Here is a 14014-nt window from a genome sequence, read left to right as displayed (position 1 = left end):
TTCATGTACGATCTCGAGGAACTCGCGACCTTCGCTGATGTGATGGAATCCGGCAGCCTGACGGTGAGCGCTCGTCGCCTGGGCGTCGCCAAATCGACCTTGAGTCGCCGCATCGCGCACCTGGAAACCCGGCTGGGCCAACCATTGCTCCGGCGCCAGGCCAACCGTCTGATGCCCACGGAGGCCGGCGGGCTTTTCCTGGGTTACGCGCGGGAGATGTTGCGCATTGCAGAACAGAGCCATCTGGCGCTGGACGACTTGAAGGCGGAAATCAGCGGTGAGGTCATCGTCAAGGTTCACTCGGCGTTGGCGCGCGGTTTCGTGGCGAGGCAGGCAGAGCGCTTCCTGGAGCGCCACCCCAAGGCCAGGCTGGAAGTGCGCACCCTTCGATCGGCCCCTTCGATACCGGATGGCAGTGCTCTTCACCTTTGGGTCGGAGCGGTGGTGGAATGCGGCCTTCGCCAGGAGGTGCTGGGCTGGATCACGCGCGGCATCTACGCCAATCCCGAGTATCTCCGTCACCGGGGCGCGCCAGGCCATCCGCATGAACTGAAAAACCACGCCTGGGTCGACCTGCTCGGCGATACCGAAAGCGGCGTGACGCTGAGCCACCCCTACCAGGGCCATTACCACCTTCCGTCGGCCGGCAGCCGGCTGCGTGTCGATCAATTGGCGTTACATGCCGATGCCATCGCTCGTGGCCAAGGGCTGGGGCTGATGCCCCACTGGATGGCCGAACGCCGTCTGCGCCATCACCCGGGAACCCTGGTGCCGTGTCTGGGAGAATGGCAGGCGCCGCCGTTACCGGTCACCTTGCTTTATCCCTATGGCCATCAGCCCCGGAAGATCACTGCACTGATCGAGCAGTTACGCCAATCGGTACCGGCCGCCTGGCAACGCGAGACAGCGGAGCTGCCAGCCCCGGCCGTCGATCGCTGAACACCATTCACCTTGCCGATACCGCACGCCTGCGGGTGGTCAGGTCATTACCATGGGGCTGGAAGCCGAAAAGTCCTTCTATGCGCGGGACATGGCCGAACGGGCCGGACTGGCAAAGTGGATCGACTATCGCATAGGCGATGCCTTGCAGTTGTCTGCTGGCGAGGCAGGCCCTTTCGATTTCGTCTGGTTGATCACTGGAAAGGGGCTCTACCCGCTCCTTCGATACTCGTTCTTTCGATACCTACCCTGCATGCCACTGATGCCCCTTTCCTTCATACGGGCCAGGTACGCGAATTCCGGCTTTTCCGGTTAGACTGCAGGAGAGACGCGGCGACTCCAGTGCCGCATGTCTGACAGCGACTTGAATAGCGTGCTAACATTGATCGCTTGTCGAATCACGACGCGGCCAACAGGGAAGATATGGGTCTACAGGAAATTGCCGTTGGCGGGATCTTTCTCAGCCCACTGCTGATTTATGCCTTCTTTGGCTTCATCGCCACCCTCTTCCTGCGTTGGTTGCTGCATTGGGTGATCGGGCAGCGCGCCTTGTGGTATGAAGCCTGGTTCGACGTCTCGCTGTTCGTGCTGTTCACTGCCGGCATTACCTTTCTGTTTTCCGTCCTGCTCGAGAGTACTTGATGCGCAATTCGCTACGTATCCTCATGACCCTCGTCGTCGTCGCGATCGCCGTGGCCGCCGGCATCTGGCTTTGGAACTACTATCTTTTCACCCCCTGGACGCGGGATGCCCGCGTGCGGGCGGAAGTGATCACGATCGCGCCGGATGTCTCCGGCTGGGTACGCACGCTCAACGTCAACGACACCGACTTCGTCGCCAAGGGCGATACCCTGTTCGAGATCGACAAGGCGCGTTATCAGGCGGCACTGGATCAGGCCCAGGCGACGGTGGAAAACCGCGAGGCCACCTTGCAGCTACGCCAAACGGAAGCCCAGCGCCGTAACCAGCTGAGCAACCGTTCGATCAGCGCAGAGGATCGCCAGATTGCTCAGATCAACAGTCGTGTCGCCGCTGCCGATCTGAAGCAGGCCCAGGCCGATCTGACCAGCGCCAAGCTCGATCTGGAGCGAACCCGCGTCGTGGCGCCGGTCAGCGGCCATGTGCTCAACCTGCAGCTGTCGGCCGGCAACTATGTCAGTCGAGGCACATCGGTGATGGCGCTGGTACAGTCGAACTCCTATTACGTCATGGGCTATTTCGAAGAGACCAAGATGTCCTCCATCGACGTCGGTGATCCTGCGGAGGTCATCCTGATGAATGGCGATACCCATCTGCATGGCCATGTCGCCGGCATCGGCCGAGGGATCGCCGATACCAATACCAGTCTCAACAACCAGCTGTTGCCGCAAGTCCAGCCGACCTTCAACTGGGTGCGGCTGGCGCAGCGCATTCCGGTTCGCATCACCCTGGATGACGTTCCGGACGAGACGCTGCTCAGCGCCGGCATGACGGCAACGGTCAGGATTCAGCACGGCGACGGCACGCCGCCATCCGAGTCTCCTGACGACCCTGTCAGTACGACAACGAAGCCGACCCAGCCAGCCGACCGACGTCCGACCGAGCAGGCTCAATCGCGACCGGCTGACGCAATGCCAGCCGGGAACGCCGCCGACGACACGCAGTGAGTGCCATGCCACCGCTCGTCAAGACCTACCTGATGCCCGACGCCACGGCGGTCAAGTTCGCCATCAAGACCACCGTGGCGATGATGATCGCGCTCTATCTGGCGCTCTGGCTCAACCTCGACCGCCCCTACTGGGCGTTGATTTCGGCGGCCTTTCTGCAGATCCGCCCGATGAGCGGCATGGTGATCGAGAAAGGCATCTGCCAGCTCGGCGGCACGTTCATCGGGGCGGTGGCGGGAATCGTCATCATGTCGCTGTTTGCCCAGGCCAGGGTGCCCGCGCTGATGACCCTGACGCTATGGATCATGCTGTGTACCTACGTCGGCTCGCTGTGGCGCAACAACTATACCTACGGCTGTCTGATGGCAGCCGTCACCGCGATGCTGATCGTGGTGATCTCCAACGGCAGCACGCCCGGCGAGATCTTTGACATCGCCGTGGCACGACTGTCGGAACTGGGGCTGGGTGCGATCTGCGCCACCCTGGTCAGCTCGTTGCTGTGGCCTTCCCGAGTCGGCAAGCATCTCTCGACACAGGCCGATTGCGTCATCAACGAAGCCTTCGAGAACGCGGCCCTGCGCCTGGAGGCGAGCAACGACATTCCAGCCATGCAGAAGGCGTTGCGGGGTAGCCTCGGCTCGCTGACCACGCTGGAGACGGATAGCCAGGCGGCGCGCTTCGAGGGCCCGGAAGGCCCGGGCCGCGTCCGCGCCACCCACGTTCTGACCCGACGCACGCTGCGCTTTCTGGCCAATCTTCAGGCGCTGCATCAGATGCTGCACGACCATGCCGACAAGCTGGCGCCCCGCAGCATCGAGATCGCGCGCCGGGTCGCACAAGGCTTTCGCGAGGCGGAACACGTCAAGGGCGTTCCCAAGGCACGCCAGGAACTCCAGGAACTGCGCCATCTCGTGCACGAGAGCGACGAAGAAGGCATGGCACCGCTGGACCGGCGTGCGCGCCTGGGGCTGCGCGAATCGATCGGCCATGCCATGGTGATGCTGGACGCCCGCGAAGCGATCGCCTCCCCCGGCACCTACCGGCTGCGCTCGGCCTCGCTGGCCTGGCATCGCGATCATCTCGCCGCCGCCATCAATGCGATCCGCTCGGGGATCGTTTTTGGTGTGCTCGCCACGTTCTGGATTCTCACGGCCTGGAACAGCGCCATGGTGGCCATGCTGCTGGGCACGCTGTTCTCGTCCTTCTTTGCCAGTCGCGACAATCCGGTCGCGATCACCATGATGTTCTACAAGGGCATGCTCGCGGCCATTCCCAGCGCGTTCCTGTTTGGCCATGTACTGCTGTCGCAGGCCAACGGCTTTCCGATGCTGGCGCTGCTGTTCGGCACGCCGCTGTTTCTGGGGCTGATGGGGGCAACCAATCCGGCGACGATGGGTTATTGCCTGGCCTTCACCATCTTCAACATCCTGCTGACCATGCCCGGCAACAACATGGACTTCTCTTTCGACAGCTTCGCCAATCGCGCGGTCGCGGTAATCATCGGCCTCACCTGCGTGATGATGGGTTTCCGGCTGCTGCCCGGGCTGGGCACGCGCCTGCGCCGGCGGCGCTTGATCAATGCGATCTCCAGAGACATCCATCATCTGCGGCGGCGATCGATACGCGACGCCGAAACCCGCTTCATTGGCCATATGGCGGATCGCATCCTGCAACTGGCCCAGCACGACGACATGCTGCCTCAGGATCAGCGCCATCTGTTCATTCTCGGGCTAACCGGGCTGGATCTGGGGACCGCCACGCTGCGTCTGCGCGACCGTTTGGACAACGCGACCCATCCCCTGATCCGTCGCGCTCATCGCCAGCTGCTGCGCACGCTGGCAGATGGGTTCGAGGCGAGTGCCAACGGCCGTCAGCCGCAGGGGATCCGTGAAGCCGGCAGCAAGCTCGAGACCGCGATCGCCGAGCACGGCGACGTGCCGGCGGATCGCCGCGTGCTGCTGGAAGGACTGATCGAGCGCCTGGAACTGGCGCTGGAACGGCTCGGCCGGATCATGGCCGAGCGACCGCATATCAAACCGGATCAAACCCCGGAGCCGGCGACCTCCTAGCGGACGCGATTCAGCCCGATCCGCGGCCAGGTGTCGGCGATGCGGTATCCGGCGGGCCATGGGTCACGCGGGTCGAGGGTGTGCTGATGCGTCCCGGTGATGAACGCGCGCCCGCGGATCAGCGGCGTCACCGCTGGCCGATCTCCCACCGTGGTGGTGTTATCGAGGCGACAGACGAAGCGCGAATCGATGATCGATTCGCCGATGAAGGTTTCGCCCAGCTTGAGTTCGCCGCGTACGTGCAGTAGCGCCATGCGCGCCGAGCAGCCGGTACCGGTGGGCGAACGGTCTAGCTTGCCGGGCTGGATCGCCACCGTATTGCGCCCCAGCCAGGCGCCGCCTTCCCGCCTGAGCGGCGCCGCGATCTGGCAGAAGGAGACGTGCTTCCAGTCGGGGTTGGTAGGGTGATGGAACCCGAACTGCGCGTTGACGGCATCGGTAATGCGGATGCCGGTCTCGACCAGATCCCGCGCTTCATCCGGCACCAGCTCGAAGCCGAGATCCTCGGCATCGACGATCACGAAGCTGTCGCCGCCGAATGCCGTGTCGACACGCAGCGTGCCGATCCCTTCCACTTCGAGCTGAAGGTCTCGCCGCTCGACGAACGCCGGCAGATTGCGCACGGTGACGTCCAGCACTCGGCCATTTTCGCAGCGCGCCACGGCCTCGATCAGGCCCCCGGGGGCTTCCAGCACCAGATGGGTCTCGGGCTCCTGCATCGGCAGGATCCCGGTTTCGAGCAACACGGTCGCGACGCAGAGACTATTGGAACCGGACATCGGTGGCGTGTCTTCCGGCTCCATGATGATCCAGCCCATCTGTGCCCGTGGATCCTTGGGCGGCACCAGCAGGTTGACGTGCCGGAAGACGCCGCCACGGGGTTCGTTGAGCATGAAGTTGCGCAGCGTTTCGTCACGCGCGATCCAGCGCGACTGCTCCCACAGCGTCTCGCCGGGTGGCGGCGCCACGCCGCCGACGATGACATCCCCTACTTCTCCCTCGGCATGGCAACTGACGCTATGAATCACGCGAGTGGTCTGCATACGATCTCTCCAATGCTCAACAGGACGCCAAGCTCCCGATACGACGCCACTTCGTCACTCACCAATGCCCAGGTAGGCCTTCACGATCGATTCGTCTTTACGCAGCTCGGCGGCGGCACCCTGCATGCGAATCTCGCCGTTTTCGATCACGTAGGCGTAATGCGCCAGCCGCAGCGCCAGGCGTGCGTTCTGCTCGACCAGCAGAATGGTGGTACCCGCTTCGTTCAGGCGCTTGATGATGCGCATGATGTCGGTCACGAGCTTCGGCGCTAGCCCCATGGAAGGCTCGTCAAGCAGCATCACGCTGGGGCCGTGCATCAGCGCGCGTCCCATCGCCAGCATCTGCTGCTGACCGCCGGAGAGCAGCGAACCGTCCTGATGGCGGCGCTCGTGCAGGATCGGGAACAGCTCGTAGACCTCGTCGAGCCGCTGGCGGCGCAGGGCATTGTCCTTGACCGTGAAGGCGCCCAGTTCCAGGTTCTCCTTGACCGTCAGCCCGCGCAGGATACGTCGGCCCTCGGGGACGTGAACCACGCCGCGACGAGCGATCTCGTGAGCCGCCAGCGTGGCAATCGATTCCCCTTCCAGCCGAACGTCGCCCCGCTGCGCCCGGACCAGGCCGGAGATGGTCTTCAACGTGGTCGACTTCCCCGCCCCGTTGCTGCCCAGCAGCGTGACGATCTCGCCTTCATGGACATCCAGAGACACGCCTCGCAGCGCCTGGATCTGTCCGTAGAAGGCTTCGACGTCGCGAATGCTCAGGCGTACCTTTCCGGGTCGCGCGGTGTCTGTCGTCAAATCGGGGTGAGTGAGGGTTTCCGTCACAGCGCCAGCTCCTCGTCGTCCTGGCCAAGATAGGCCTCGATCACCTTGGGATCGTTCTGCACGGTGTGCGGGTCGCCTTCCGTGATCAGACTGCCGTGGTCGAGCACGCTGATACGCTCGGAGACATTCATCACCAGGCCCATGTCGTGCTCGATCAACAGCACGGCGATGCCGCGTTCGTCACGAATGCGCCGGATCAACTCGACCAGCGCCTCCTTCTCGCCGCTGTTGAGGCCCGCTGCCGGTTCGTCGAGCAGCAGCAGCTTGGGCTGGGTCGCCAATGCGCGGGCGATTTCGACACGCCGCTGATGACCATAGGCGAGGTTGGTGGCCAGCCGATCCTGATGCCCCAGCAGACCGACGAAATCGAGGCACTCCAGGCTAGTTTCGAGAATCCGGCGCTCCTCTGCACGCTGACTCGGCAGCCGGAGAATGGCGGCAAGCGCCCCCGATCGCGTCCGGCAATGCTGGCCGGCCATGACGTTCTCCAGCACCGACATTTCCCGGAACAGCCGAACGTTCTGGAAAGTCCGCGCGATGCCCAGCCGCGTCACGGCGTGCGGCTTGCGCTTGACGATGGACTCGCCATCCAGCGTGATTTCCCCCTGCTGGGGGCGATAGAACCCGGTTATGACGTTGAACATCGATGTCTTGCCGGCCCCGTTGGGGCCGATCAGGCTATGAATGCGTCCCGATTCGACGCCGAAGTCGACCTCGTGCAGGACGGTGTTGCCGGCAAAGCTCAGCGACACCTGTTTCAGTTGCAGCAGCATCAAGAACTCCTCAAAAAGGTGCTTACAGAACAGGCGAGCGAAGGCGAGACAAGGCAAAAATGGCCGAGGAAACGGAGTTTACTCGGGTAAATGAGTACTCCGAGGCCATTTTTAACGCGGTATCGTCGAGCGCAGCCCTTTTGTAGGTACCTTTCATGAACGCTTCTCGGGCCAGATACCGCTCGGCCGGAACAGCATGATCAGCAACAGCAGCACGGCGAATATCAGCAGTCTCAGGGTGCCGAAATCCCTCAGCAATTCAGGCCCCAGCACCACGATGAACGCGCCCAGGATGACGCCGGGTATCTTGCCCATGCCGCCCAGCACGACGGCCAGCAGGATCAGCACGGACTGCTGGAAGCTGAAGCTTTCCGGCGAGATCGCGCCCAGGTTCACCGAGAAGAAGATTCCCCCGATCGCGCCGAAGATGGCGCCGATGATGTAGGCCGCCAGCTTGGTCGCGACCCGATTGATCCCCATCGCCTCGGCGGCATCCTCATCGTGACGGACATAGAGCCATGCCCTGCCGAGACGGGAATCGAACAGCCGCTGGCTGGCGATATACGCCAGCACCGCCAGCACTACGAAGACGTAGTAGAAGTCGATCGAGCTATCGATGTGCCAGCCGAACAGCGATGGCTCCGGAATGTGCGACAGGCCGCTGGCGCCACCGGTGATCTCGAGATTCCGCGCGGTGAAGCGCACGATTTCACCGAAACCCAGCGTCACGATCGCCAGATAGTCGCTGCGCAGGCGTAACGTTGGCCCGCCGATGATGACGCCGGCCAGCGCCGCCGCCATTAGCGCGAAGGGGATCGCCGCCCAGAAATTGACGCCGAACTGCTGCGTCAGAATGCCGACGGTATAGGCGCCGACGGCGAAGAAGGCGGCGTAGCCGAGATCGAGCAGGCCGGCGTAGCCGACCACGATGTTGAGCCCCAGGCACAGCACCACGTAGAGCAGCGCGTTGGTCAGGATCACCGTGGTGTACTGACTCGAGATCCAGGGCGTGACGATCAGGATCGCAATGATGGCGAGATGAAGCGCCCGTCTTCGACCCGGGGATTCGAATGCCGCGTAAAGGCGCTGGAGCGGATTGCGTGGCCTGGGTTCGTGGAAGTCAGGCTCATGGAAATCAGGCTCGTGGGTATCGGGCGTCGAGGGCGGTGAATGTTTGTCCATGTCACATCCTCTCCACTTCGGATTTGCCCAGCAGACCGGTGGGCTTGAACACCAGCACCAGAATCAGGATCGAGAAGGTAAAGACGTCCTTCCACTCACTGCCGATGAACGGAATGTGCGTCCCGAAGGATTCCAGCAACCCCAGGATCAGGCCGCCCAGCATGGCGCCTGTGATGCTGCCGATCCCGCCGATCACCGCGGCGGTGAACGCCTTGAGCCCGATCAGGAATCCCATGAAGTACCAGATGCTGCCGTAATAGGCGCCGGCCATGGTGCCTGCGGCTGCCGCCAGCCCCGAGCCGATGAAGAAGGTCACCGCGATGACGGCGGAGACGTTGATCCCCATCATCCGGCACATGTCCTTGTCGATGGAAACCGCCCGCATGGCCCGGCCGTAAAGCGTCCTGGAGACGAACAGCTCGAGCGCGATCATCAATACCGCTGCGGTCGCCACCAGCACGATCTGGTTGTAGGAGAGGAAAAGATTGCCGAGATTGAAGCCGCCGAACCCGAGATCAGTGCTGAAAGCGGTGTACTGACCACCGGTCAGCGCCAGCGCTGCGTTCTGCAGCACCAGCGACACTGCCAGCGCCGTGATCAGGATCGAAAGCCGCGGCGCGCCGAGCATCGGGTGGTAAGCCACCCGCTCGATCACCACCCCCAGGCAGCCGACGGCGAGCATCGCCAGCAGCATGGCAACGAAGATGCCGATCCAGCCGGCGCCGAGGAATCCGGAAACCAGGGACAGGCCACCGAAGCCCGCGAAGGCGCCCGTCATGTAGAGATCGCCATGGGCGAAGTTGAGCAGTTTGATGACCCCGAACACCATGGTGTAACCGAGCGCCACCAGGGCATAGAAAGAGCCTAGCACCAGCCCGTCGACGAGCTGCTGCAGAAAAGAATCGTACCAGGTCATGGGCGTGCGTCTCTGAACAGCGGAAAGCGAATGAGGAGAGCGAGCGCGTCGCGGGTTTCACGCCCCGCGACGCGCGACGACGCCTTCGGTTCGAGCCAAGACTCGAACCGAAGAGGGAATCGTCATTCCTCGTAGCGAGTCCACTTGCCGCCCTGGCCCTCGAGCACCACGAAGTTGCTGCGTGCCAGCGTGTGCTGCGGCGTGAAGGAGATCGGACCGGCCAGCCACTCCTGCCCGTCGGCGCTGTTCAGCGCCTTGATGATGGCATCGCCATCGGTGGAGCCGGCCTTGTCGATCGCCCAGGCCATCAGCTGCATGCCGTCATAGGCGAGCGGCGCATACGGCCCCGGCGCGTTGCCGAACCTGGCCTGGTAGTCACTGGTGAACTGCTTGGCGGCCGGCAGGAAGTCGGCTGTCGGATTGGAGAATGCGAACACGCCCTCGGCAGCCTGACCGGCGATATTGAACAGTTCCGGCGAGTTGGATCCGTCACCCACGGCGATGGTGCCCTGGAAGCCACGCTGACGCAGCTGGCGAATCAGCAGACCGCCATCGGCGTAGTAGGCCGTCCAGAAAACCGCTTCGGCACCGGAGCCACGGATCTTGTTGACCAGCGCGGAGAAGTCCTGCTCCCCCTTGTTGACGTATTCGAAGGCCGAGACGGTGTGACCGGCACTGGTCCAGGCGTCTCGGGTCAGATTGGCCAGATCCTGGGAATAGGCATCCCCCTGATTGACGATTGCCAGTTTCTCGATGCCCTTGCCTTCGAAGAACTCGAGTGCAGTCTTGGCCTGATCGTCACCGGTGGAGTTGATCATCACCGCGTTGCCCGGGTTGGCCGGGATCAACTGGGTCGAGTTGGCTGCCACGATCACGAACGGGATGTTGGCATCACCGTAGGTCTTGAGCGTCGGCTGGGTCGCACCGGAACAGTAGCCGCCCACCACGCCGACGACTTCCTGCGAGGCCAGGCGACTGGCGGCGTTGACCGACTGCTGCGGGTCGCAGGCCGTGTCCCCGGTGACCAGTTCGATCTGGCGTCCATTGAGCAATCCGCCGTCGGCGTTGATCTCGTCGGCGGCCAGCGACATGGCGTTGTACATGTCCTTGCCATAGGTGGCTTCGGAGCCGGTGGTCGGCACCTGGACGCCGATAGTGATGGGTCCGTCCTGCGCCATGGCGAGCGAACCGGCTGCCAGATTGACGACGGCCGCAGAGGCGATCAGTTTGAGAAGTTTACCCATACAGCGATTACTCCCTTCAGCGTTTGTTGTTTGTTCGCTTGTTTGTTCGTACTGCAAAGGGGGTCGGGCGGGGCCCTTCCGTTCTCTCGCCGCTTCGATAGCGGCATTGTTGTATCCTGACATGGAAGTTACGTTCTGACACTCTGCAGACACTAGGCGTTTTGTATAAAATATACAAGATCCCGATTGGTCGTATTGTCCCCCCTTCTCCCCGCCCCCGTACTCGGCGCTGTCTGAAAAGCCGACGAGCAAAGGCCAGACAAGGCAAAAATCGGTGAAGAAGGACCGGGCTGGCGCCGCAGTTTACGCGGTGTCAATGAGCGTCGTGACAGGCCTGTTCATTTTCCTGACCGCGTTGCACAGAGCAAGCGAGCCTGGGAATCACTGCAAGGAAGGATCTGACCGGGTTTCGAGGGATTTTGGTCGCCAGCTTGGATTACCGTGACTACCCTAACTATATGCCACAGCTTGTCGCATGAGGCAGTTGGTCGCTTCGACGCATGACCAACCTAATACCAAATATCATTCAAGGGAGAATGCAGTGGTCACTACGACTTCTTCCGGCGGTGCAGGGGGCATTTTTGCCAAGCTCGTCGGAATCATTGTTGCGCTCGTTGGTCTGGCTCTGGGAGCCGGCGGCGCTTACCTGGCGGTACTAGGCGGTTCCTGGTACTACCTTATCGCTGGCGTGCTGATGCTGATTGCCGGCATCCAATTGTTCCGCGGTCAGATTTCCGGTGCCGTTATTTACGGGATCGTCTTCATTGGTACCTTCCTGTGGGCGGCCTGGGAATCGGGACTGAATTACTGGCGCTGGATCCCTCGTCTGGATGTCGTGCTGATCCTGGCCATTCTGGTCGCGCTGGTCACCCCTGCGCTGAAGAACGGTCCCTCCCGCAAGGCCGGGTTCTCGCTGGCAGGCGTCCTGTTTCTGGGCCTAGTGGTGGCCGGCGCGCTAGCGTTCCTTCCCAACCGCGGCTACGAGCATCTTGAGGATGTCCCTGCGATAGCCGATGCATCGCTATCGACGGATGTCGGTAACGCACAGCCAGCCGATACGCCGGCTCCGGGCGACTGGGCCGCCTATGGTCGTGACTCGGCTGCCACGCGCTATTCGCCTCTCGAGCAGATCACCCCGGATAACGTCGGCGACCTGCAGGTGGCCTGGCAATATCGCACCGGTGACATTCTCGATCATCGCTGGGGCGCTGAAACTACGCCGCTGAAAATCGGAGATGATGTTTTTCTGTGCACGTCGCGCAATATCTTGATCTCTCTGAACGCTGCAACCGGAGAGGAGAACTGGCGCTACGACCCGCAGGTTTCCGAGGACGCCATCCCTTATACGGCTGCATGCCGCGGCGTGACGTATTACGAGGTGCCGGAAGATCAGACGTCGAACACGGATCAATCAGCGGACCCGAGCCAGTCTACGGCAGCGAACGAGCCACAAGGCAACGATGAAGGCCAGGCGCAGTCCGATGAGGCATCGTCGAGCCAGATGGCCACCACTTCGAATGACGACCAGTCCTGCCAGGCGCGCATCATCTCGGGCACGCTTGACGGCCGTCTGATCGAAGTCGATGCCGCAACCGGCGAACCGTGCACCGGCTTCGGTGACAATGGTCAGGTGGATATCAAGCGCAATATGGGCGAGACGCCGGAAGGATATGTCTCCATCAACTCAGCGCCTGTCGTGGTGCGCAACGTGCTCGTCACGGGTCACCAGGTCCTGGATGGGCAGCGTCGCTACCCGCCCTCCGGCGTGATCAAGGGCTATGACGTCGTAACCGGCGAGCTGCTGTGGGCGTGGGATGCTGGTCGCCCGGATCAGAGCGAACCCCTGACCGGCGACGAGACCTATGTGCGCGGCTCTCCCAACATGTGGACCACCGCGGCCGGTGACAGCAAGCTGGGCCTCGTGTACCTGCCGATGGCCAATAGTGCCGCCGACTACTGGAGCAGCTCGCGTACGCCGGAAGAGAACGAGTGGGCCAGTTCCATGATCGCGCTCGATGTCGAGACGGGCCTGCCGAAATGGCATTTCCAGACGGCGCACAAGGACGTCTGGGATTACGATCCGGGTTCACAGCCGACATTGATCGACTTCCCCACCGACAATGGCAAGGTGCCGGCATTGGTCATGCCGACCAAGCAGGGCGAGATCTATGTCTTCAATCGTGAGACGGGTGAACTGCTGGGTGGCGGTGCCGAAGAGCGGCCGGTACCCCAGGGCGGCGCCGAGCCGGAGCAGCGCAGCAAGACACAACCTTTCTCACTCTACGCAACGCTGCGTCAGCCGGACATCGACGAGAAGGACATGTGGGGCATGACCCCGTTCGACCAGCTGTTCTGCCGTATTCAGTATCACCAGGCCAGTTGGAAGGGCATGTATACCCCGCCGACCGCCGAGGAGCCGTGGATCCAGTACACCGGCTACAACGGCGGCTCCGACTGGGGTAGCGTGGCGATCGACCCGCGTCGCGGCGTCATCATCGCCAACTACAACGATATGCCGAACTACAACGAACTCGTGCCGCGTGACGTCGCCAACAAACTGGGCTGGGTGCCCCGCGAGGAACAGCAAGAAGACAGTGGTGGCGCCGAGGGTGCCGGTGATCCGCAAGCCAATACGCCGTATGCGATCAACGTCAACGCTGGCTGGCGTGTGCCCTACACCGGCATGCTCTGCAAGCAGCCGCCGTATGGTCATATCCGCGCCATCGACCTGGCCAGCGGCGATACGCTATGGGATCGGCCGCTAGGCACGGCTCGCGCCAATGGCCCGTGGGGCATTCGTTCAGGGCTACCCATCGATATCGGCACGCCCAATAACGGTGGTTCCGTGGTGACCGCTGGTGGCTTGATCTTTATTGCTGCCGCGACTGACGACCTCATTCGTGCCATCGACATCGAAAGTGGCGAGACGGTGTGGCAGGCTGCGCTACCCGCGGGCGGTCAGGCCAACCCGATGGTGTATGAAGCCAATGGTCGTCAGTACGTGGTTATCGTCGCCACCGGACACCACTTCATGGAAACGCCCTCCGGTGACTATGTGATCGCCTATGCACTCCCCAAGAGTGACGATAGCTGATTACTGGTCTCGGCCAGCGCCACTCCCTGTCTGGATAAAATCCATTCAGGGAGCCGGCAAAAAGTCAGCGCTAAAGAATAACGGGCGGCGGTGTCACCGACACTGCCGCCCGCTCTTTTATTGCGAGATGGTGATAGCGTAGGCCAAGGCTAGGCGGTCTCAAGTTCCAAGCGCAACGCTATTGAAGGGTGCTCGGTCCAGCGACCGATTTCTTGAGCACCTCGGCGTAGACTTCCAGCGGCGTGCGCCAGTCGAGCGTCTTGCGCGGCCGCGTGTTCAGTGA

11 protein-coding genes are annotated in these 14014 nt (G+C 62.4%); 5 read left to right on the top strand and 6 right to left on the bottom strand.

Annotated features, from left to right (window positions below; genetic code table 11):
- Nucleotides 1-3: 3 nt before the first annotated feature.
- The 4 genes from BC443_RS08785 (at nt 4) to BC443_RS08765 (ending at nt 4654) form a co-directional block, all read left to right on the top strand.
- On the top strand, nt 4-939 hold the full coding sequence (locus BC443_RS08785) for a LysR family transcriptional regulator (protein ID WP_071231468.1): 936 nt from the start codon (nt 4-6) through the stop codon (nt 937-939).
- A 423-nt stretch (nt 940-1362) separates the two neighbouring features.
- Nucleotides 1363-1581: a DUF1656 domain-containing protein gene (locus BC443_RS08775; protein ID WP_071231466.1), complete on the top strand. Its 219-nt coding sequence runs from the start codon at nt 1363-1365 to the stop codon at nt 1579-1581.
- Nucleotides 1581-2585, top strand: a complete 1005-nt coding sequence (locus BC443_RS08770) for an HlyD family secretion protein (protein ID WP_083387297.1) — start codon at nt 1581-1583, stop codon at nt 2583-2585. The genes BC443_RS08775 and BC443_RS08770 overlap by 1 nt, the downstream gene beginning before the upstream one ends.
- A 5-nt stretch (nt 2586-2590) precedes the next feature.
- The gene (locus BC443_RS08765) at nt 2591-4654 is read left to right on the top strand and encodes an FUSC family protein (protein WP_071231465.1); all 2064 of its coding nucleotides are present in this window, start codon (nt 2591-2593) and stop codon (nt 4652-4654) included.
- On the opposite strand, the gene BC443_RS08760 is transcribed toward BC443_RS08765, so the two are convergent.
- From BC443_RS08760 to BC443_RS08735, 6 genes are all read right to left on the bottom strand, one after another.
- Nucleotides 4651-5697: a proline racemase family protein gene (locus BC443_RS08760; protein WP_071231464.1), complete on the bottom strand. Its 1047-nt coding sequence runs from the start codon at nt 5695-5697 to the stop codon at nt 4651-4653. The genes BC443_RS08765 and BC443_RS08760 overlap by 4 nt on opposite strands.
- A 54-nt stretch (nt 5698-5751) precedes the next feature.
- The gene (locus BC443_RS08755) at nt 5752-6459 is read right to left on the bottom strand and encodes an ABC transporter ATP-binding protein (RefSeq protein ID WP_210766270.1); all 708 of its coding nucleotides are present in this window, start codon (nt 6457-6459) and stop codon (nt 5752-5754) included.
- A 59-nt stretch (nt 6460-6518) separates the two neighbouring features.
- The gene (locus BC443_RS08750) at nt 6519-7295 is read right to left on the bottom strand and encodes an ABC transporter ATP-binding protein (RefSeq protein WP_083387296.1); all 777 of its coding nucleotides are present in this window, start codon (nt 7293-7295) and stop codon (nt 6519-6521) included.
- A gap of 153 nt (nt 7296-7448) precedes the next feature.
- The gene (locus BC443_RS08745) at nt 7449-8477 is read right to left on the bottom strand and encodes a branched-chain amino acid ABC transporter permease (protein WP_071231462.1); all 1029 of its coding nucleotides are present in this window, start codon (nt 8475-8477) and stop codon (nt 7449-7451) included.
- A gap of 1 nt (nt 8478) precedes the next feature.
- Nucleotides 8479-9393 (bottom strand): branched-chain amino acid ABC transporter permease, encoded by a 915-nt coding sequence (locus BC443_RS08740; RefSeq protein WP_071231461.1) that lies wholly within the window; start codon nt 9391-9393, stop codon nt 8479-8481.
- 122 nt (nt 9394-9515) lie between these two features.
- On the bottom strand, nt 9516-10637 hold the full coding sequence (locus BC443_RS08735; protein WP_071231460.1) for a branched-chain amino acid ABC transporter substrate-binding protein: 1122 nt from the start codon (nt 10635-10637) through the stop codon (nt 9516-9518).
- A gap of 475 nt (nt 10638-11112) precedes the next feature.
- On the opposite strand from BC443_RS08735, the gene BC443_RS08730 reads away from it, so the two are divergent.
- Nucleotides 11113-13731, top strand: a complete 2619-nt coding sequence (locus BC443_RS08730; protein ID WP_083387295.1) for a membrane-bound PQQ-dependent dehydrogenase, glucose/quinate/shikimate family — start codon at nt 11113-11115, stop codon at nt 13729-13731.
- Nucleotides 13732-14014 lie beyond the last annotated feature (283 nt).

It is taken from the genome of Salinicola sp. MIT1003, assembly GCF_001858555.1.
GTDB classification, from domain to species: domain Bacteria; phylum Pseudomonadota; class Gammaproteobacteria; order Pseudomonadales; family Halomonadaceae; genus Salinicola; species Salinicola salarius.
Note: the sequence above shows the minus strand (reverse complement) of the source record. Positions and strands in the feature narration are given on the sequence as shown.